This is a genomic window from Acidobacteriota bacterium (assembly GCA_029861955.1).
GTDB lineage: Bacteria > Acidobacteriota > Polarisedimenticolia > Polarisedimenticolales > Polarisedimenticolaceae > JAOTYK01.
In genome coordinates this window covers 1-22,116 of sequence record JAOTYK010000011.1, presented here as the reverse complement: position 1 = coordinate 22,116, position 22,116 = coordinate 1, and the positions used below count along the sequence as shown (strand labels likewise).

At 64.1% G+C, this 22,116-nt stretch carries 6 protein-coding genes and 1 tRNA gene; 2 read left to right on the top strand and 5 right to left on the bottom strand.

The genetic code is table 11. The annotated features are described in order from the left end of the window. Nucleotides 1–47 precede the first annotated feature (47 nt). The 3 genes from OES25_06985 to OES25_06975 form a co-directional block, all read right to left on the bottom strand. Entirely contained in the window at nucleotides 48–4,028 is a 3,981-nt protein-coding gene (locus OES25_06985; protein ID MDH3627386.1) for a hypothetical protein, read from the bottom strand. A gap of 113 nt (nucleotides 4,029–4,141) precedes the next feature. Beyond that, nucleotides 4,142–7,978, bottom strand: a complete 3,837-nt coding sequence (locus OES25_06980; protein MDH3627385.1) for a S8 family serine peptidase — start codon at nucleotides 7,976–7,978, stop codon at nucleotides 4,142–4,144. 3 nt (nucleotides 7,979–7,981) lie between these two features. Further along, nucleotides 7,982–12,682, bottom strand: coding sequence for a hypothetical protein (locus OES25_06975; GenBank protein ID MDH3627384.1), 4,701 nt, complete (start codon nucleotides 12,680–12,682; stop codon nucleotides 7,982–7,984). Between the two features lie 213 nt (nucleotides 12,683–12,895). Here OES25_06975 and OES25_06970 point away from each other — a divergent pair, with 213 nt between their 5' ends. After that, a complete protein-coding gene (locus OES25_06970) occupies nucleotides 12,896–19,396 on the top strand; it encodes a hypothetical protein (protein ID MDH3627383.1) in 6,501 nt (2,166 codons plus the stop codon). Here the strand turns inward: OES25_06970 and OES25_06965 are convergent. Continuing rightward, nucleotides 19,337–20,296: a hypothetical protein gene (locus OES25_06965; GenBank protein ID MDH3627382.1), complete on the bottom strand. Its 960-nt coding sequence runs from the start codon at nucleotides 20,294–20,296 to the stop codon at nucleotides 19,337–19,339. The genes OES25_06970 and OES25_06965 overlap by 60 nt on opposite strands. Nucleotides 20,297–20,405: 109 nt before the next feature. Here OES25_06965 and OES25_06960 point away from each other — a divergent pair. Then, nucleotides 20,406–20,492: transfer RNA gene (locus OES25_06960), tRNA-Leu, on the top strand. 66 nt (nucleotides 20,493–20,558) lie between these two features. Here OES25_06960 and OES25_06955 read toward each other — a convergent pair. Further along, a complete protein-coding gene (locus OES25_06955) occupies nucleotides 20,559–21,566 on the bottom strand; it encodes a hypothetical protein (protein MDH3627381.1) in 1,008 nt (335 codons plus the stop codon). Nucleotides 21,567–22,116 lie beyond the last annotated feature (550 nt).

Here is a 22,116-nt window from a genome sequence, read left to right as displayed (position 1 = left end):
GCGATTGTCGCACACCCACTGTCTTGCTCGACTGAAATAAGGTCGCCCTAGTTACAGGCGTTTGGGTTTGTGACGCGGTAGTACCAGGTTTGGCCGTCATTCAGCGCCCCCGGATCATCGAACGTGAGAGTTGAAGGCGAGCCGACGACCACGAACCCGGCGGCGGCAGAGGCGGAGCGTTCCACGACATAGCCCGTTGCGCCCGGGACGGCAGCCCAACTCAAACCCACGTCCGCCTCCGCTGGATCGACGCTCAGCGTGTCGCCGACGTTGCCCGAGCCCGCGCCACCTGTCGCGTCCATCGTTGCGACCTCGACCGCGTTGCCATCGATCGCGCCGCCGTTGGCCGGGCCGGTCGAGCAGGTCTCGTCGTTCTCGGCGCGGACGACGTAGTAGACCGGCGTGTCCGCCGGTGCACCGGTGTCGGTCCATGTGGTTCCCGCGACGCCTGAAGCGACGAGGTTGGCGCCGGAAGGGGTGAACCCCTGTGTCAGTCCGCGATAGACGGCATACGTTCCGGTCCCACCGGTGCCCCACGCAGGAGCGGCGGACCAGGTGAGGTCGATCCCGCTGTCGCAGGGGTCGCTATCCAGGGCCGAGACGAGGCCGGCAAACGTCGGTGTCCCCGCGCAACCGCCGCAGGCACCGAACTGTGAAACGCTGGTGTCGCGCAGGACGAGCCGATCAACGTTCCAACCGGATGCGGTGGCGAAGCGCGCGTTTTGCAGGAACCGGATCTGCAGCGTGGGATTGCCCGCGGCCCATGCCGAGATGTCGTAACTGGCCTCCGTCCACGCGACGTCGCTGTGGCCGTTGGTGTCGGACCAGACGGTGAACCAGCTTCCGCCCGAGTCCTTGACGTACAGATAAGCCCAGCTGACCGAGGCCGAGTTGAGCCAGCGGTCGAATCGCAGTTCGACATCGGTCCAGGCCGAGGCGTCGATGACCGGGCTGGTTGCTGAGCGGGTCGTGTTGAACTCGTAGTCGCCCGAGTTGGCCCCCTGGCCGCTGAGGTCTTGACCGAGGACCTGCATGCCCTCGACCGCGACCGTGGGATCTCCCGGTGAGCCCAGTCCCTGGGGAGGGCCGATCTCCCAGTCTCCCTCAAGCGTCCAGCCAAGATCCGTCTCGAAGCCGTCCTCATACAACGCGCCCTGAATCGTGGCGCCGTTGAATTCGAACGGCGAGCCGGAGGCATCGGCGACGCTGGCGTTGCCGACGACGTCCGTGGAACTGATGCGGAAATAGACGCGACCGCACTCCGCGAAGGGCCCGATCGATACGCTGTGAGTCGTCTGCACGAACGGGGATGAAGCCACGTTCCCCAGCGCAGGCGAAAGCCCCCACTCGACGTGACCGCTGGAATCCTCGAAGGCCGTCCACTCGATCGTCGCCGTGGATTCCGTGATGTCCTTCACCTGCACGGACAGAAACTGCGGGCCGGCACAGTCCCCGAAGGCCGTAGCCTGCTGCGTCACGTTGACGCCGCCCACGCCGTCGTCGAGATCGACGTACTCGGCGGTGATGGTGTCCGCGTGGACGATCGACATCAGCCCGTCCGCAGCAGGTGCCGCGGTAGTGACGGGGATCGAGCCGACATAGCTGGCCGAAGCCGGCGGTGTCTCCGTCAGCACGACGTTTTCGGGGGTCGACTCAGTACCCGAACTCACCGCGACGGAGATGGTCGAGGACGGGTGATTGATGTCGGTGACCTCGAGTCCGATGGATCCATCGCAGGCGTAACCGGCTTGATCGAAACGCACCTTGCCGGCGAGTTGCTGCGGGGCCGCCTGCAGGCAGTTGGATACCGGGCTCTCGCAGACGGGGTTCGATCCGATCGCCTGCACGCGATAGTACGCGGTCAGACCGTTGGCCAGACCCTGGTCGAGGTACGAGGTGCCCGACACCTCGGCCAGTGGAAGCTGTGCGCGATTGCAACCGATCTCGTTGCGATAGACACGATAGTTCGCCGCGTTCGTGACGGCGCCCCACTGAACGTCCAGCTCGTTGGTGCCCGCAGTAAATGTCGCAACCGGTGCTGCGAGGGATGGGCACGACGACGTGTTCTGGTTCTCGGGATCCCCGGAGGCTCCGCAGGCGATGTCGTGACGGTCGAAGGCGGCGAAGATCGCCGCAGCGTGGGGCGTGCCGTTGGTCAGGTTGCCGTCGTCGTCGTCGAACAAACGCATCTGGTGATACCAGGTGCCCGCCGAGCAGCTGTCCGAGTTTGGCATCGTGCAGTTGTACGCATCCCCCCCGGAGCCGACCCGCGACTGATACCAGAGCCGTTCGGTCAGTTGCCAGGCGGTGTCCACGTCGATACCCATCGCAGGCAGGTCCCGCGTCGCCAGGTCATAGATCGCCTCGGAAGAGACGTGACTCTCGCAGTGGGTTTCCTTCCCGCAGGGGCCGCCGCCATTGGGGCAGAACGTCGTCAGAAATCCCGTCGGCGTCGCCGGCGTGTGGCTGGCGCGGGCATCCCAGTCCATTTCGCGAAGCCCCGTACAGGTCAGGCAGGTGTCGCCATAGCCTGTGCAGTTGTCGAAGCGATTGAACCCCCGGGCGATACACGACTGGCGTCCCTCGATGATGGCGACGATATCAGCGTAGCCCTCGCCGGGGTTGTCCGAACCACCCCCGTCGTTGTGATCCATCCCGTGGCCCCACTCGTGGGTGATGAGGCCTTGCTGCTGTCCGGTGTTGCCGCAGGTCGGCCCGGCACCATTCAGCGTGATCGAACCGCTCCAACTTGCGTTGCAGCTTCCACCGGCGTTAGTGCGGACCAGCACGTTGCTGTCGTCCAGCCACGTGTTCGGGCCAAGCCAGAAGCGCGCCTTCCGGTTGATCATGTTGAGGTGGTAGTAGGACGTCCGCGCGGCGTCGCTATTCCCCGCCGACGCTCCCGGAGCCACTGCGCAGTTCTCGCCCACATCGACACCAAGATCCAGTTCCGTGCCGCAGGTGGCGGTCTCGGAGATCGGTCCGCACTGGTCGTCGATCGTGAAGTACTTACCGGCAAGCGTGGTTTCGATCGTTCCGGGCCCCACACACTCATAGAGTCCGTGTTGGTTGGCGTATTCGGCAACGCCACCGTCCTGGCTGAAGTCGACATAGGGCATCGGGAAATCGGGCTCGGGACAGCCCTGATCCATGCACAGCCCATCGTCGGTGAAGGGGTTCACGTGACCCTTGATGCGGTCGTAATGGGTGGCATCCCAGAACGCCACGATCTCGCCGGTATGCGCGTCGACCTCTCCGGTCCAGGTCGCGACGCCGAACAGATCGGTGAACGCGAAGCGCCAGACCAGCCGGTGGTCGATCCCATGCCCACGCTCGCCGCTCCAGGGTTTGCCCTTGGCAGAGGGGTCCGCGTCGACCGGGATCAACACGAGCTGGGGATCTGCTACGTCCCGAACGCCGTCCTCTTCATGGGGCCGTACGTACGCATCTAGTTTGACGCGCGCCTCGTCCACATTTAGCGAGGGCTTCGCCGAGATGCGCACGGGAGACCAAAGCCGAGAACCAAGAGCGACAAGCCGCCCCTGCGAGATATGGAGTTCGAAACGCGCGCCGTCGACGGAGACTCCATCGACGCGTTGCTCGAACCGCAATTGGATCGTGTTCGGGCCACGGTGTCCCGACGTGGCGGGGTCGAGGAAGACATGCTCCTGTCCGGGCCCGTCGGCGAACGCGCCTTCTGCAAGCAATTCCCTGGCGCGCAGTTCGTGGTCATCGAGGCTCGTCGAATTCGGCCAGACCCGATCGCGCGCCAGCGCCAGGGTGGGGAGCGAGGTCCGCTCGTCGATCCAGGCGCTCCACGGCCGACCGTCTTTCTTGACCAGAGACCAGGACTCCCGCAGCGGATCTGCGGCCGGTAGCTCGTCCAGACCGATCGGCTGGATGGCGATCCTTCCGCCCGATCGCTGTCGTTCCAGGTGATCGTAGAGGCCAGGACTCTGCTCACGGACGGCGGCACTCGTGGCCAGAGCCGAGACGAGTAGCAGGGCGACGAAGAGACGTGGATACATCGTGCCTGTCTTGTATGGGAAATCGCGTGCCAGCGGTATCAGGAAATCCCTTACATCGGCAGGTTTACCGGCTTCAGTCAGCGTGAATCGGCGAAAGCGAGGACTCGTTGGCCTCACTCGGCGCTTTCATTTCCGCAAGCGTCAGCGGCGACCACGTGGTAGTAGGCGATGCCGTTGCCGAGTAGCGCTCCGCTGTCCTCGTACAAGGGTGCCGGGGGTGAGCCGATCGTCGTCGAGCCGGAGTTGGGTGTCGTCGATCGGTAGACGCGATAGCTCGCAGCGCCTGCCGCCGCGGCCCACTCGAGCCGCACGTGAACGTCGTTCAGCGAATCGAGATGCAACGTATTGCCGACATTCGCCGACGAGGGCTGCGACGTCTCGTTGATCGCCGAGACCTCGATCGAGTTCCCGTCGACGAGCCCGCCGTTATCGGGTCCTGAGCCACAGCTTTCATCGTTCTCGGCACGTACCACGTAGTAGAGCGGCACGTCCGGCGGCGGACTCGGGTCGGTCCACGACGAGCCGGCGATGCCGGCGGCGACGAGGTTGGCTGGGCCGGGCGTGAACCCGGACGACACATCGCGGTAGATCGCATAGCTTCCATCCAGGCCCGTTCCCCAAGCGGGTGCTTCGGACCAGGTCACGGTCATGCCGGAATCTGCGCAGGGATCGTCGTCGATGGCCCCCACCGCTCCCGCAAACGTGGGCGCACCGGAGCAGGCGACACAGCTGTCCCACGTCGGGAGCGACCCGTCACGCACGAATAACCGGTCGACGTTCCAACCCGCGGCGCTGCGGAAGCGCGAGAACTGCAGGAATCGTACCTGGAATGCGGCGTTGCCTGCCGCATGCGTACTGATGTCGAATACCTGTTCCGACCAGGAGGTGTCGGAGGCGGAGGTTGTACTCCAGACGGTCTGCCACGAGCCGCCGCCATCACGCACGTCGACACTGCTCGTCGCGGTGTTCTCGACATTGAGCCAGCGATCGAAACGCAACTCGATTGCACTGAGTGAGGAGAGGTCCAGAACAGGACTGATCGCGGACCGCGTGCGAATGAGTTCGTAATCGCCGGGTGCCGCACCCTGGCCCGACAGGTCGTGTCCAAGTACCTGTGTGCCCTCGAGGGCGGTAGCCGGGTCGCCCGGTGCGGTGCCGAGCCCCTGGGGGGCACCGATCTCCCACTCGCCTTCGAGTGTCCAGCCGAGATCGCTCTCGAATCCGTCGGCGTGCACGATGCCATTCAGCGTGAAGGCATCGAACGCGAACGGTTGCCCGCCGGCATCGACGACCGACGAATTGCCCGCGGCGTCGGTTGTGTGAACACGGAAGAAGACGCGGCCACACGCCGGGAACGTTCCGATCGAGACGGCATGGATCGTGGCCGGAGCGCCGGCGGCGGCGATGTTGCCGAGTGCCGGCGAAGGTCCCCACTCGATGTGACCGGTCGTTTCAGTCGCGGACGTCCACTCGATGACCGCGTCCTTGTCGGTGATGTCCCGCACCTCGACCTGGATCCCTTGCGGTCCGACGCAGTCGGCGACGGACGTGTCGAAGGCTGTCACCGGTCTGCCGGTGCCGTCGTCGTCGTCCCGATAGGCCACGGTCAGTAGATCGCCGTCTTTGACCTGCAAGACACCGTCCGCAGATACGGCGGGTGCCGGGGCCGTGGGCATCGAGGCGCTGAAGATCGAGCTGTTCGGTGCGGTCTCGGTCAGCACGATGCTCTCCGGATTCGGTTCCGAGGTCGACGTCAACGACACGACCACCGTGTCGATAGCCGCGATGTCCAGGTTGAGGTCCTGGTCGCCGACGGTCACCGGCAGGCTTGCCGAGCAGCCGACTGTCGGGACATCGAACGAGACGCGGCCCTGGTGGCAGGGCTGCAATCCTGCGCCGAAGTCGCCCAGCGTTTCGAAGTGGAAGTACGCGCCGCCATTATCGTCCAGACCCTGGTTGCCTGCAGGGTCCGTGCTGCCGACCGAATAGTAGTAGACGGTGCACTGCGACAGCCCCTCGAGGTCGATGGAGTGATCCAGCACGTTGACGGCGTCGCCCTTAGTGGTGGCGGGAGGCGTCACCGGGTCGTAGGTCACGAGCGAGGTCGACGGCTGGTCGACGGTCCACGACACCGTCGCCTCATCTCCGGTGATGCCTTCGGCGCTCACACCAAATATCGTCGGCGGCACGCAGTCCATCATCGCCGTATGGGACTGCACCACATTCATGCCGCCCATCCCGTCATCGAGATCGACGTATTGCACCAGGATCGAATCGCCGTCAGTGACCTGCAACGTGCCGTCGGGGAGCGGGGCTTGTGTGGAGCTCGGAATCATCCCACGAAACAGACCCGAGCCGGGGTTGGATTCGATCAGCACGACGTTCTCGCCGCCGGGCTCGGTGTCGCTGGAGGCGGTCACGGACACGTTGCCTGTGCCGGCGAGGTCGATGTCGATCAGAACGATCTCGAGAGTAACGCCGCACGCTTGCTCGTCGGCGGCGAAGCGCACCACGCCGCTGGACGTCGTGGCCAGCGAGACCGCCTGGAAGGCATTGAGTCGCCCGTGTCCGGTCTTGATATCAAAGCCTGTTTCCTCGACGTCGTCGGCCGACTCGGTGAGGACCGTTCGCACATCGGTTGCGGTCAAGTTCGGGTTAAGCCCGCGAACCAGTGCGGCCACCGCCGCGACGTGGGGCGAGGAGAAGGACGTCCCGCTACCGGTCGAGTAGCTGTTGTTGAGTTGTGTCGAGCGAATGTTCTCGCCGGGGGCGGCGATTTCGATCTCCGGTCCGAAGTTCGAGAAGCCGCTCTTCTCATCGTCGTTGTCGGTAGAGGCGACGGCCATGACCAATGGATGACGGGCGGGATAGGTCACCACGGAGTTGTCGTTGCCCGCGGAACAGTCGATGAAGACGTCTTTCGTGTGATAGGCGTAGTCGAACGCGTCATTGATCGCCTGGGTTTCGGCCGTGGTCAGCGCGAACGTAATAACGTGCGCACCGTTGTCGGCGGCATACAGCACGGCCTCGTCGACGACGTCGCCGTTCTCGGCATCGTCCCCGACGCCAAGTGCCATACCAAGGACGCCGGGGTTGCCGCCGATGCCCCCTGCCAGCCCGGCGATGCCGATCCCGTTGTCGCCGACGGCGTTGATGATCCCGGTCACGTGAGTGCCATGGTAGAAGACCGGCCGGGGCTCGTTGTCCATGTTGTGGAAATCCCAGCCTTCCCAGTCGTCGATGTAGCCGTTCAGATCGTCGTCGATCCCGTTATCCGGAATTTCGTCGTCGTTGTGCCAGACATTGGCCGCAAGATCCTCGTGGTCGATATCAGTCCCCGAGTCGAGCACCGCGACCACGATCGACGGATCGCCTGCAGTCATGTCCCAGGCGAGTTCGGCATCGACATCGGCGCCAGGCGTGCCGTTGTTCAGGCCCGTGTTGTTCAGCGACCACTGATCCGGGTACTGCGGGTCGTTGGGGACGGCATGAAACGTACCGTAGGTGCCGACCTCGGCGTAGCGGACCAGCCGGGTTCGTTCGATCAGCTCACACAACTCCGGCTGATCGACGCCCGCGGGCAAGGCAAGGCGCAACACGCCAAGACGGTTTGGCGGGGACGGACGGAGGCGTGTGAGAACCTGGAATTCAGCGGGGGAGTCCGCCATCGCGCGATCGACGACCTGTTGCCACGACTCGATGCCGTCGGCCAACCGCACCGTGACGCGCTCGGGAATCACGGCGAAGTACTTTCCCCCATCCTCCTGATAGAGATCACCGTCGATACGTACCAGTGTTTGCGGCGAGTTCGGATTCCAGGCGCGCACATCCTCGGCGCGGTGCCGATTGGTCTCGACGGGAAGAATCTTCGCTTGTTGGGCGTAGGCCACGACCGTGAAGGCGCAAACGACGGCCATCAGACCGGGGATGCGGGCTAGAACCTCTCTCATCGGCTAAGGGCCCTCGTTCCCGCAGGCATCCGCCGCCACAACCAGGTAGTACCAGTCGGAGCTGTCCGGAAGCGTCCAGCTGTCTTCGTACTCTGCTCCCGGGACCGATGCGACCTGGCGGAAATCGTCGCCGGGTGCGTTCGATCGATAGACGTGGTGCACCGCGGCATTCGGCCCGGCTTGCCAGGAGAGCAACGCATGGATTCGGTTGCCGGTGTCCAGGCGAAGGCTGTCTCCGACCGGACCCGCGAGGGTCTGACCGGTCTCGTTTGTCCCGACGACGCGTACCAGGTTGTCATCCAGCGTGCCGCCGTTGTTCGGTCCCGCCGAACAGGTCTCGTCGCTTTCCGCCCGCACGATGTAATGGAGCGGGACGTCGGCCGACGGCGCGGGATCGGTCCAACTCGTCCCCGGTATCCCAGAGGCGATCAGATTGCCCGGACCCGGAGTAAAGTCGTCCACCGTGCTGCGGTAGACCGCGTAGGTTCCCGAACTGCCCGTTCCCCACGCCGGAGCCGGCCGCCATGACAGCGTGATCCCCGAGTCCGCACAGCGATCGTCGTCCGTCGCCCCTTCAACACCCCCGAACGCCGGGGCGCCACCGCAGTCCACGCAACCCTCGAACGGCAACTGTGTCGAGTCCCGCAGGATCATCTGGTCGATGTTCCAGCCGGCGGCGAACGACGAGGCGATGACCGCCTGATTGCGGAGCCGCACCTGAAAGTCCGGGTTCCCGGCGGCGAGTGTCGTGACATCCAGCGACTGGAAGTTCCAGTCGGACTCGGTCAGCCCACCGGTGGTCGGGCAGGTCCAGACGTTGACCCACGAGCCGCCGTTCCACGCCTGGACTTGACACAACGTCCCGGTGAGGATGTTGAGCCAGCGGTGGAACTGCAGTTCGACGCTGCTCACGGCCGACAGGTCGTAGACCGGGCTGGTTGCCGTGGTCGTGGCCTGCGGCTCGTAGTCGCCGGGATGTGCGCCCAGCCCGCTGAGGTCATGGCCGAGGACCCCGCTACCCGCGAAGGCGACCGACGGATCGCCCGGTGCGCTTCCCAGCCCCTGCGGTGCGCCGATTTCCCATTCCGATCCCAGCGACCATCCGGCATCGGACTCGAAGTTGTCCCGGTAGACGACCCCACCGACCGTGCCCGCGTTGAACGCAAACGGCACGCCGTCGAGATCGATCGTGCTCATGTAACCCAGCTCGTCGGTGGATGCAATGCGAAAGTAGATTCTGCCGCACTCTGCGAATGTTCCGATCGTCTGCGCGTGATCGGTCCGGAGGCTGGGGCTCGGCATGATGTTGCCGAGCGCGGGGGTTGGGCCCCACTCAACGACACCGGTCGTGGGCTCGGAAGTGGTCCAGACGATCGTTGCTTCCTTATCGGTGATCCCGGTCACCATCACGGTCGGATGCTCGGGTCCGTTGCAGTCGACGGATACGAAGTCGACCGCGAGGTTCGAAAGACCGCCCCCCGCGTCCATATCGGTGTAAGTCGCCGTGATCGTGCCGCCATGCATGACCTGCACGAGTCCGTCGCTGCTGACGGCCATTCCCTCCTGTGTCGCCACGGAGCCCTCGAACCGCCCGGTGTCCGGTCCCGTTTCGGTCAAGATCACCGGCTCGGCGATTGATTCGGTGGACGAACTGACGCCGACGATCACCGTCTCGGCCGTGGCCGGATCGCCGTTCAATCCCGGGTCGGCGACGATCAGCGGGATCGCCACACCGCAGGCGGCCTCCGGGACGTCAATCGTCACCCGGCCTTCGTTGCAGGGTTCAGCTCCCGAGCCGGTGTCGATCAACGTCTCGAAAGAGAAGTAGGTTCCGTTGCGGTCGTCGACGATCGTGTTACCGGCCGGGTCGGTGCTCTCGACTTCGTAGAAATAGGTCGTACAGGACTCGAGCCCGGTGACCCAGACCGAGGAATCCTGCGAGATCCCGGCGCCCTGCACCATTGTGGTGGGCGGCACGCTCGTACCGAATCGCACCTTCGAGACCGCCGGCTTGTCGGTGGTCCACTCGATGCGCGCGTCGAAGTCGGACACATCATCCTCGTGCACCTGTGAGATCAGCGGCCCAACGCAGTCGGCCGTCGCGGCGACCTGTTGCATGACGTTCACTCCGCCCTCGCCGTCATCCAGATCGACGTAATTCGCCACGATCGAATCGTCGTGGTTGACGGACAGCAGCCCATCGGCGCCGACAGGAGCGAGCGTGGTCGGAATCGTCCCGATGTAACGCGCTGATCCAACGGAGGTTTCGGACAGAACGACGGTTTCCGGGCTGCCCTCGGTGTCGGATTGGACGGACACGCTGAGGGTCGCTGATGGATGATTGAGGTCGGTGACCTCGAGTGTGACCAGGTGGTTGCAAGCATAGGTCGATCGGTCAAGCGATAGCCGGCCCGCGAGCCGTTGCGCCTCCGCTTCGATGCAATCGGACACGGGTCCCTCGCAGGCGGGGTTCGATCCGACAGCCTGGACGCGGTAGAAGACAGGGAAGCCATTGGCCGGCTCGGTGTCGAGATAGCTCGTGGAGCCCGAACCCACCTCGGCGATCGGGTACTGGCCACGATGGCAGCCATTCTCGTTGCGATACACGCGGTAGAAATCCGCGCTACCGACGGCGTTCCAGTCGAGCTGGATGGCGTTGGTTTGTGCCGTGAAGGTCAGATCGGGGTCACCGATCGACGGGCAGGAAGTCGTGTTCTGATTCTCGGCGTCCCCGGCCAGACCGCAGGCGATATCGTGACGATCGAACGCGGCGAAGATCGCGGCGGCATGCGGCGTCCCGTTGGTCAGGTCGCCGTCGTCGTCGTCCTGGACGCGCAATTGGTGATACCAGCTGCCGACGCCACAACTGTCCGAAGACGGTAGCGCGCAGTTGAAGATGTCGCCGCTCGATCCCGGACGGGATTGGTACCAGAGCCGCTCTGCCAACTGCCAGGCGGTTTCGGGATCGATTCCCATCGCCGGAAGGTCGCGGGTCGCCAGGTCGAATACCGACTCTGCCGGCACGAAGCTCTCGCAGTGCGTCTGCCCCCCGCAGGGACCGCCTCCACTCGGGCAAAGGGCGCCCACAAACCCCGAGGGGGTCGCCGGCGTGTGCAGGACCCGTGCATCCCAATCCTGATCGCGGACGCCCGTGCACGTCAGACAGGTGTCGCCGAAGTTCGGGCAGGTCTCGGTCTGACGGAATCCCGGCCCGATGCAAGAGTCCCTGGACTCGAACATCGCGACGACATCGGCGTAGGCCTCGCTGGAGTTGTCGAAGTCGCCGCCGTCGTTCTCATCGAATCCGTGGCCCCACTCGTGCGCCACGACCGCCTGAATCTGGGCCGTGTTTCCACAGCCACCCGCGGCGTTGAACATGCTGATCGAGTTGTTGGCCCAGCCCGCGTTGCAGGAGCCGCCGGTGTTGGTCTTGCACTCCACCTGGGTCGAGTCCAGCCAGGAGTTGCCGTTGACCCAGAAGCGTCCCTTGCGATTGACCAGGTTCAGCGCGTAGTAAGCCGATCGCGCCCCGTCGGTATTCCCCGGCGACGCACCCGTCGCGACGGCACAGTTGGTGTCGTCGGCGACACCCAGGTCGAGCTCATCGTCGCATGTCGTCGTGGCCGAAACGACGCCGCAGGAATCGACGATCTTGAAGTGGGGACCATCGAGGGTCGTTTCAATGATCGACCCGGGTGTCGTACAACTGTAGTGGCCGAAATAGTCCGCGTACTGAACCGCGCCGCCGTTCTCGCTGTAATCCGCGTACGGCATCGGGTAGTCCGGCTCGGGGCAGCCCTGATCGATGCAGATCCCGTTGTCGCTGTTCGGGTTGATATGACCCTTGATGCGCTCGTATCGGGTGTCGTCATAGAAAGCGACGATCTCACCGGTGTGGGCATCCACTTCCCCGGTCCAGGTCGCAATGCCGATGGAGTCATTGAAGCGCAGGCGCCAGACCAGCCGGTGCGCCAGGCCTGCTCCACGGGCGCCTTTCCAGCGAGCGGCGTCCTCGGGGTCTGCGTCAATCGGCAGGATCAGGAGTTCAGGCGTAGCGGTCTCGACGATACCGTCGTCGGCCGACGGGCGGACGTACCGGATCAGTCGCGTTCGCGCCCGGTCCGCGTCGAGAAGCGGTCGCGCGTCGATATGAACCGTGGCCCAGCGTTCGGCGCCGAACGCGACGAGTTGCCCGCGGGCGACGTGAAAATCGATCCTGGCGCCCTCAACCGGAACGCCATCCACGATCTGAGCGAAACGAATCAGCGAAACATCGCCGGCGAGCGATCCGGATCCCACTCGATCGAAAACCGCCTGTTCACCCCAGTCGCCGAGGATCGCGCTGTTCTTCTCCATAAATGATGCGCCGAGGACGACGAGGCGATCCAGGTCGGCTCTCTCGTGCGCAGGGTGCCACTGCAGATCGGATACCAGGGCCAGCGTGGGCATCGATGTCCGTTCGTCGATCCAGACTCGCCACGCTCCGCCATGCTCTTCGGCCGCGCGTCCCCACTCCAGACGCAACGGGTCCTGGGCTTCCAGCGACGCAAGCCGCTTGCCTTCCGTGGCGACGACCCCGCCCTCGCGAGTCTTGGTCAGATGGCCGAACCGGCTAAGGTCCACGTCGTCGTAGTCGACAGCGATCAGCACCGGCGTAAGGAGCAGCGCCGCGGCGACGATTCCGATGGTTCGATGAGGCGTCACGTCCGTCGTAGTTCTACCCTGATGCGCTTCGGGGCGCAGTCGGGATTTTCCTTACAGAGGGTTCTTTTCCCCCGGAGTTGGCAGTTGTAGGGTTTCTTTCCTCTCCGGGTAGGGTCTCGCCGGATGGTGCGTCCGGCGGCTCCGTCGTAAAAAAAGAGGGTCTCTCAACCTGGGTGTGTTCAGGCCGCCACCGGTCTGCGTGGAAGGCAACCGATGACACAGAAGCGCCTTTGCTGGCTGATCGCGTTCTCCTTGCTGCTGGGACAGCCGTTGCTGGCGAGCGAAGCCGGAGGCACGGTTTCCTCGTGCGCCGCCGCGCCCGCTAGGGAATCCCGGACGTCCTACCCTCCGCTGGAAAGGATCGCCCTCGACGACCCACTGGAGAGCATTCTGGCCGATCCCGGTCGGGTCGCCACGATGGGGAACGAACCGTCGAGCGACGTCCGACAAGAGGGGGACGTCGATTCGACCGGCCGCTGGTTGCCGGGCTATCGCCCCAACACGATCCAGGCGTGGCGCGAGTTCGAAGCATGGAAGGCCGAACAGCGGCGGATTCATGCCGAACGTGGGTCGATGGTTCCCGCGGCGCTCCCGGGAGCGACCGGAGGTGTCGGCACGGCTCCGACTAGCGGACGGGTTCCCGAAGACGACGACGCCCCGACGGCGGTCCGTCGTGCACGACGCTCCGACGTCACAAGTGTGGATCTACGAGGCCTACCGAGTGCCGCCGGCCATCCGGACGTCAGGCACACCGACGAGCGTGTCAAGTCCGCAGACCCGCGGACCGGGCTACCGTGGGACGTCTACATCCGCCTCAAGGAGGACGCAGCGATCGCTCCCGAGACCGCGGGCGTCCAGGCCGCCGACAGCGCGGCCAGTCGCGCGCCGGGTTTCCTTCAGAATTCGTTCGAGGCCATCCCCGGTGCCGGGTCGGTGCCTCCGGACCCGATCATGACTGCCGGTGCGAGTCACCTGGTGGCGCTTGTGAACCAACGCTACCGGGTGTGGGACAAGAACGGGACCCCGCTGATCAACGAGATCGCGCTTGCCGATTTCTTCGCCCGCGTGCCTGACTGCGACGCTCCGTTCGACGTATTCGTCGATTACGACGAGGAAAACGACCGCTACGTGATGGGTGGCATGAACATCGTCGGTGCAGCGACATACCTGTGTGTGGCTGCCACGGCGTCGCACGACCCCGCGACGATCTGGAATGCCTATTCCTTCCGTGCCGACGAGATGTTGCCGGGTACCGGTATCGACTACCCGCACATGGCCATCGGGCTGGATGCCGTCTACATCGGCGGAAACATGTTCGACGACGGCACGGGCGCGTTCGACAGTTCCCGTGTGTTCGCGGTGGACAAGACCGCGATGTATGACGGGGACCCGATCCAGATCGCGGAGTTCGGTGTGGGGGCCTATCGCACGCCGCAGCCGGCCCGGATTCGCGGGTTTCATACGGGCCAGTGGCCCGCAGCGGGGACACCGCATCCGATCCTCGCCGCGCAGGACGGATCCGGCTCGGTGCGCGTTTACCGTTGGACCGACCCCTTCGTGAGTAACCCGGTCGTGTACGGCGACGTCAACACCACGTATCTCGGCATGCCGCCGAATGCGCCGGAGTCCGGCGATACCCTCGCAAGTACCAACTTCAACGACACATCAGGCGGCCAGTTGCTGGATGCCGAGTATCGGGACGGTTCGCTGTGGTCCACCCGCGCCGTGATGTGCAACGTTGGTGGCGGCGACGCCGAGTCGTGTGTCGACTGGCTCCAGATCGACGTCAGCGGTCCCGCACCGGTTCTGCTGGACCAGCAGGCGGGCGGCGGTTTCGGTTCGGCGGATGAATTCCGCTACTACCCCGATCTGGCCGTCGACCGAAACGGGAACATGGCCATCGCCTACACCAAATCCGGATTCTCCTCGTTCACCGAGATCTGGGCCACGGGTCGCGAAGCCGGGGATCCGGCGGGAACGCTGCAGAGCGAGGTGCTTCAGGTCGCTGGATCCGGCAACTATACCGACGGAGTCGGATGCGCGGGGACCTGCGATCGCTGGGGCGATTACACCGGGATGGCCACGGACCCGGACGGTTGCCGGTTCTGGTACATCGGCGAGTACTCCGACGGTGGAGCCGCCGCATGGAAGACGCACATCGGAAGCTACAAGTTCGATAGCTGCAGTATCGATTCGGCGATTCAGAGCGGGAAGGGCACGTATGCCTGCCGCGACACGATGGAGGTCGTTGTCCGCGACGGAATCCCGATCGACGCGGCGACGGCTGCGGCCCAGACGATCATCACCAGCTCGACCGATTCCGAGACGATCCCGGCCGAGAGTTGGATCGGCAGCGAATGCACGGTCGGGATGTGCGTGACGTGGACCGCCTCCCTGGCACTGGACACGCTCCCCGGATCGGTGGGGGACGGGACGCTCCAGGTCGCCAACGCGGAGACCGTCACGATCGACTACACCGACCCCCACGGTGGCCATGCCGACCAGAGCCGCGAGGTCACGACGACCTGTCAGACCGGATTCGAGGGCGGAGGCTACGTTATCCTCGGTGGCTGCGAAGGTGGCGAGGGTGGCGAGGCCTACCGTGACTACATCGACGCCGGAGAGTACGTGCAGTACGTGTACGGCGTCTTCAACCCACACTCGGCGCCGGACTACACCGACGTCGAGGCGACGCTGACGATCAGCGGTCCGCTGTCCGGACACATCACGATCGGGAACCCCACCGTTAACCTCGGTGCGCTGGCACCAGGGCAGTTGGCGGGCGCGGTGTTCGACATCTACGTGGACCCCGCCGCCGTTTCGTTCGGCCTGTCGCAGAACGACTTCATCTTGACGCTCTCCTCGGTCGCCGATGGATTTGACGTCCCGCAGGTCCTGACGCAGACGCAGGTGCTGCAGGCCGACGACAACGTCGTGGCCGAGAGTATCTGTTTCAACGGGGAATCCGACGAGGGGTTCCAGAGCAGTACCTACGTCGAGAGCTATATCTGCACGAGTCCTCCATGCGGAGCCGGTGGGGTCACCGTCAATTCCGTCGCAGCTCCCTGGGCGCGGGGCGAGGGATGTGGCAGCGAGACCCGGGACGATTACCCGGAGATGACCTGCGACGTTAACGGCACGTTTGCTTACACGTTAAACGACTCCAGCGTCTCCTGCGGCCAATTCGCGCAGGACTTCACCTCGTTCACCAGCGACGTCCTGTACTCGCCGATCATGACCCCCGCGAACACCGGCAATGCGCCCAACGGGCATCCCTGGTTCTATTCCTGGCAGTTCGCGGAGTGGTTCTTCCGCGCCGACGTCTCGTTCACCGGCGATCCGACACAGCCGGGGATCGCCGCGACGCACCTGTGGACCGATGACTATCTGGGCACCTCTACCCCGAGTACCAACGACATCAACGGGTTCCCGTACTGGCAGGGCAATTTCTGGTCCCCGCCGAATCAGGACTGGGACAGCGCAACGCCCTGGGATCCCCAGAATGTTCCGGCCAACTGGTTTGGTCACGGTCTCCTGGGGGTGATCGGCGAGGCGACCCCCGGGCGCCAGTGGCGTTGGGCCATCTGGCAGCGGGACTGGGATGCGTTCCTGCAACGCGCGCCGATCGTCGCGGAGGCGACGGCGGGCATGTCCTACGACGATCTCAACTTTGTCTACGAGCAGTTTCATGCCGAGGCGCAGACAACCGTGTGCGGTACGGGTGACGTTGCCGGAAGGGTGTCGTTCGATCGATTGAGTTACACCGAATGCGGTGGAGGTGACCTCGAGGTCAGCGTTCTCGACGGGAACGCGGCGGGGCCGGTCACGGTCACCGTCAGTTCCCTCGGGACCGGAGATACCGAAACACTGTCATTGACGGGTGCCGGACCGCGCTGGGTTACCCAACTGACCTACTCCCTGGACGGGGGAGCGTCGCCCGACGATGGCGTCTTGTTCGTGACACCGAACGACTCGATCGAGGCCGTCTACGCCGACGACGTCCCTGTCGACACGGTGTCCGCGGTTGCAACGCTTCTCTGCTCGGAGGAGTCGTTGGTTGTCACGGGTGTCGCAGCGATTGACGATTCGGGCAACTCCGGGGATTCCGACGGTATTCCGGATACGAATGAGCTCGTTGATTTCACTCTCACGATCCGCAATGACGGCGACCTGAGCCTGAGCAACGTCGTGGCGACCATCTGGACCGATGATCCCGATGTCGATTGTGTGACCAAGAGTTCGGCCTCTTTCGGGACGCTCACAGCGGGTGGCGGGAGTGGGACCAACCACCTGGGGTCCGATCCGTTTACGTTCAAGGTCGCCGACAGCGCCGAATGCGTGAACCCGTCGACCCCACCCACCGTCCAATTCCACGTCTTCATCACCGGAGACGGCGTCGATGGTGCGGCGCAACCGCAGACGTTCAGTTTTGAGCTCGATTTAAACGATCTCGGTAGCACGCTCGAACTCAGCGAGAACTTCGATGGCTCACAGCCGGCAGGCTGGACTCACGCCGTCGGGCCCGGCGACGATGACGGCGTGGTCGGCACCGGTGCAGGCGGTCTGACCTGCGGACCGTACAACGACGACTGGTTCTGGAACGGCTCCGGTGGCAACGGCGGCGGCGGGTTCTTCTGCTGGCAGAACCCTGCGGATCCGTTCCCGTTGGGGACGTACTCGGATAATCTCGACGCCGTGCTCGACTCCGCGTCGGTAACACTTCCCGCGCAGGGAACCGGTGCAACCGTCAGGTTCGATCACGAATACAAACTCGCGGATGCGGATGCCTCCAACAACCAACGATTCGCTCTGGACGGGGCGATCGTGCAGTACAACGTAAACGGCGGTCCCTGGATGAAGGTCACGGAGCTCGCGTACGACTCCAACCTCTTCTTCAACACCTACTGCAACCCACTGTGTAACGGCGGTGACGACCTGTCGTTCGCGTCTCCTCCAAGCCAACAGGATTGTTTCCATGAGGACCCCGGCAATGGCGAGCGCGTGTTCAACCTACTCGGGGACCTGACCCAGAACTGGACGACCGTCAGCGGTAGCGTGAGCGGTCTGAGCGGCGGTGATCAGGTGCGATTCCGTTGGCGGGTCGGTTCGATGCACACCGCCGGGCTCGGATTGTCCACGGCGGGTGGCTACGGGCTGGACAACGTATCGATCGAGGCCAACCTGTTTGCCTGCGATACAACGGTCAGGCCGGACATCGGCTGTGGCGTGGTTTTCGACTCCGCCGGCAACCTCACCGAGGTCTGCGGCAACGGTAACGGCATCGTCGAGTCCGACGAGCAGTGGGACGTCGACGTGACCCTGAAGAAAGACGGCATCGGCGACGCCGTCGCCACGACTGCCGATCTGGAGGTCAGTGCAGGTTCGACGGTGCTCGCGACCGTTCAGGGCAACCCCAGTGCGTTCGGCACGATCGGGCAGCGGGGTGGCACCGCCACCGCGACCTATCGGTTCCAGGTCGAAAGCGCCCCGGTTTGTGCTCAGGACATCTCGTTCGATGTCACGAACATCACCGACAGCCTCGAGGCCTACACGGACCAGACGAATGCGTTCGCCGTCCAGGTCGGTGGGGTCGGGACGGGTGAGACGGGCCGGCAGCAGATCAACCCCGCCAGCGGGTCCAATAGTGTCGAGACCGCACCGCTTACGCCGGTGTTCGCTCAACCCGGCCCCGTCGATGCGGCGACCCTGGCCTACGAGTTCGAATGGAGCACCGTCGACGAGTCCGGGATGGCGACGCAGGTCGTCGATCCGCTGTCGGCCATCAACGGCGAGACCGTCAGTGCGCTGAGTCCGCCGTTTGTCGCATCGACCGCAAATGTCACCAGCGCCGTCGTCGACTGGAGCAGCCTGACCTCGCCGGGTGAGAGCGTGACAGACTGCCTCGCAGTATTTCTCCATGCGCCCAATGCGACACGCATCACGCTCAAGGCTCGGGGCGTTGCGGAGGCCAGGCCCTACGACGTTCTCGGTTTCTACCAGACCCACGGGCCGGGGACCTACAGCATCGTCGTTGACGAACGGTCCGGTGGTGGCTGCAACTCCGACGGAATTCTTGAGGGCGCGACGATGTCGGTCGAGGGTGCCATTCCGGGAGACTGGACAGGCAACGTGCGGGTGTCGCTGGTCAACGGTGGCAGCTCCACGATCCTCAAGGATTTCGCCCAGGCCGACGCAAACCCATACGATGTCAGCGCGGTCTACAACAGCTTTGGGCCCGGGACCTACGAGATCCGGGTCGAGGAGAACGCCGGCGGGTTGGCAGAGATCCACTCGACGTCAATGCTGGTGCAGACCAACGCCTGCAGTGGAAGTTGTAGCGGACTTCCCGCACCGCCTCCCGTGGCGGACGGTGTGCAGGGGAGCGCGATGACCGTCGGCAAGGGTGCCGGTGTGGACGAGTTGGACGTGGTCTTCGATAGCGGAACCTGCGCCTCGGACCACGCCGTCGCCGTCTACGGAAACCTGGACGACTTCAGCGGCTATCAGGGCGCTGTCGCATCCGGTTGCGACGTGGGTGCGGCGGGGAGTGCGACGTTCAGCCAGCCGGGGAGCTACTGGTTCATGCTCGTCTGGGTCAACGGCGACGGCACCGCCGGCTCGGCGGGGGAGGCATCGGCCGGTTCGAGGAGCTGGTCAGCAGCGGGTCTCTGTGGGGTCAGCGCCGACGATCACGCGGATCAGGTTTGCAACTGACGGGGGCGTGCTGAAAGTCGTCCCCGCACTGCGCCGCGGGCTCTGAGTTTCCCACCCCCAACAGGATTGGGGGGAGGACCGGGCTCCGACCAGGTCCTCTTGAGACGAGGCCCAGGAGATCATGGCGGTATAGGTAGCGTCCCTGGTGACTCGATCGGATAGGACCTGCTCGAGCGATCGTCCCTCGACATCCAGCAGAAACTCCACTAGCAACCCCGCTTCGTAGTGCACACGGTCCCAACCCGGGCGTCGCCCAGCCGGCGTTCTGGTCCAGCGCGTGTCGTCTTTCAAGATCTCGATTCGAGACACCAGGCTCAGTGACGGGTCGGCTCGGATGTCACCGATGTTGGCGATGTATTCCGGGAGGCCTTCCTGCTTCCAGTGAGGCAGCCTGCGCCAGCGGCCGGCCCCGATGCGGTCGGCGATGTACTGGTGACCGATCTCGTGAGCGGCGATATGGGCGACGTCTCCATCCCAGATTGAAAACCGGGGCTGCCCGCCGGTGGCATGACCCAGCTCAACCACGACGGCTTCGCAGACGTACGAGTTCCCGAGAGTCGGCAGGTTGAAACCGGAGGGTACGACCTTCGAGAACACCAGCTTTCGATAGAGTTCGTAGTTGTTCCGATCGCGGAAAACGAATACCCGGTCACGGCGCGTCGGGTCATGAAATCGACTCCCCTTGAGCCTTCTGTCGATCTCGGTGGTGAGGTGGAGCGCCCGCTCTTCGGTCAGACCGTCGTGATGCAGAACGACCGTGCCGATCTCTGTCTTGTCGGAGAACAGGATCTGGGGGAATGCCAGCAGCGTGATCTGACAACCGAAGAGCACCAACACGGCGAGGACCGACCACCCCAGCAACCTGGCGCCCCTGCGCAGGAAAGATCTCTTGGTGTTCATCCAATGTGAAGTCTACGCGAACCGATTCGCTCTCGCCGCAGAGACTCTCGAGAAGACTTCGGCATTTAGGCAGCGCCAAGTCACCGACTCGCGCTAGAATCCCGCTGTTGCCGGAGTGGCGGAACTGGTAGACGCAGGGGACTTAAAATCCCCCGAGCCAACGCTCATCCGAGTTCGAGTCTCGGCTCCGGCACCAATCGTCTCTACGGCTTACGTGGGTTAACCGTTTTGCGCAGACGCTCTTGGTCGAGAGGCCGAGGTTTCACTGAGGCGTATCCACCCGCGTGAATTGCTCCGCTGCGGATTGGGGCGGTTGCCACATGTATAGCGCGCTGTTCAGGCGCCGTTTCCCGTCTTCGCCTGTTGTTTCCGTGCTGTCTAGGAACCCGAGCGTGATGGATTCGTCACCGCCGCTGGCTCCACCGGCCCAGCAGAGACCTTCGATCTTGTCGCCCTTGTGCCACGCGCGGATGCCCCATTTGACGATGTGGAGTGTTTCGCCACCTGTCTCTTCGTCGTGAAACACATAGGCGAAGTGATCGTTAGTCTCATGAGTGGCGAATTGCGTGACGTTTTCCTTCGTGTACATCTTGCCGGGCACATAAGGACGCAAAGTTCGAGCTAAGCGAGCTGGGTTTATGGGAACCTGGTGCAACGTTCCCACCTTGCGTTCCTTTGTGGCTGGCTTCGTAGCCTCGTCTTTCGAGGGCCCTTCCTCGTCAGCCTTTGTCTCTGGTGACTGCAAGTAGAGCAAGTACGTAGAGGAGTAGGTCAAATCATAGGACAGGACGAAGTCGAACGTCCTTCGCGAACCATCCTGCAGGTCCAGCAAGACGAGTGTCTGGCCCGCACGTTTGTTCGTCTGCTTGGCAGTTTTTGAGTCCTCGATCAGCGGCTTCTGCAGAGCGCTCACCCAACGCGAGTCACGGCTGATGCGCGGGTTCTGCCCGCGTTCAATGGAGAACGTGAGGTCGCGTTCCGTCGACCACACGCGAACGTTCCCATCGCCCCGGTCCGGACGCTCCTCCACCGCCATCCAGGCTCCGTCGGCCGAGATGACCGGGTTGTGCAGGGCACGGAACTCCGAGACGTCCCGGGATGTCAGCGTCCGATTCTGGGCCGCTGTCTGCGCCGCGGTCGTGATCGTCGGGGAGGGAGGGGAGGAAACCGGCTCTTGATCGTCTGTCGCAGTGTTTGCCGACGCGATGACGGGAAATGCGAGCAGGGCAACCAGAAGTGTCCAGTGAAGTGCTGCTGATGCGTTTCTCATTGCTGTTGCTCCGTGCCGGCCAGGTCGGTCGGGTTGCGACCGCTGAACTCACAGTATTGCCTCTGGGCCGCGACGTAGGAGGTACTGCTCGATTGTGCCCGTCAAGAATACTCCGTCCCGCAGTATCGCCGGGTAACAGCCTTGTCACATGCTCTAGACGACGAGTCTGGAGTGTCTTCGTACCTGTCACGGTAGGCTCGCCGATTGCTCGAGCTCAGGTGTCCACCTGGGTGTCCATAACCCTCGGACTGTAGAGCACTCCTCGTAACTCTCGTAATGGGAACAGGGCGACGAATCAAATAAACGTTGATTCGCCGCCCTTTCGTTTCGTACTTAAAATCCTCTTCCCGCAAGGGAGTGCAGGTTCGAGCCCTGCCTCCGGCACCAAATGTAGGGGTCGTGCGTCCGAGGACGGTCACCGTCCGTTTGCGCTACCTGCGGCGAAGACGAGCCGTAGTGCACCGGCCGGCGGCGTCGGACTGCGCCCCGCGCCGCTCCGATCACGCGGCTGGATCCGGTTGCGCCTGTTGCCGCTTGCCACGGCGGCGTC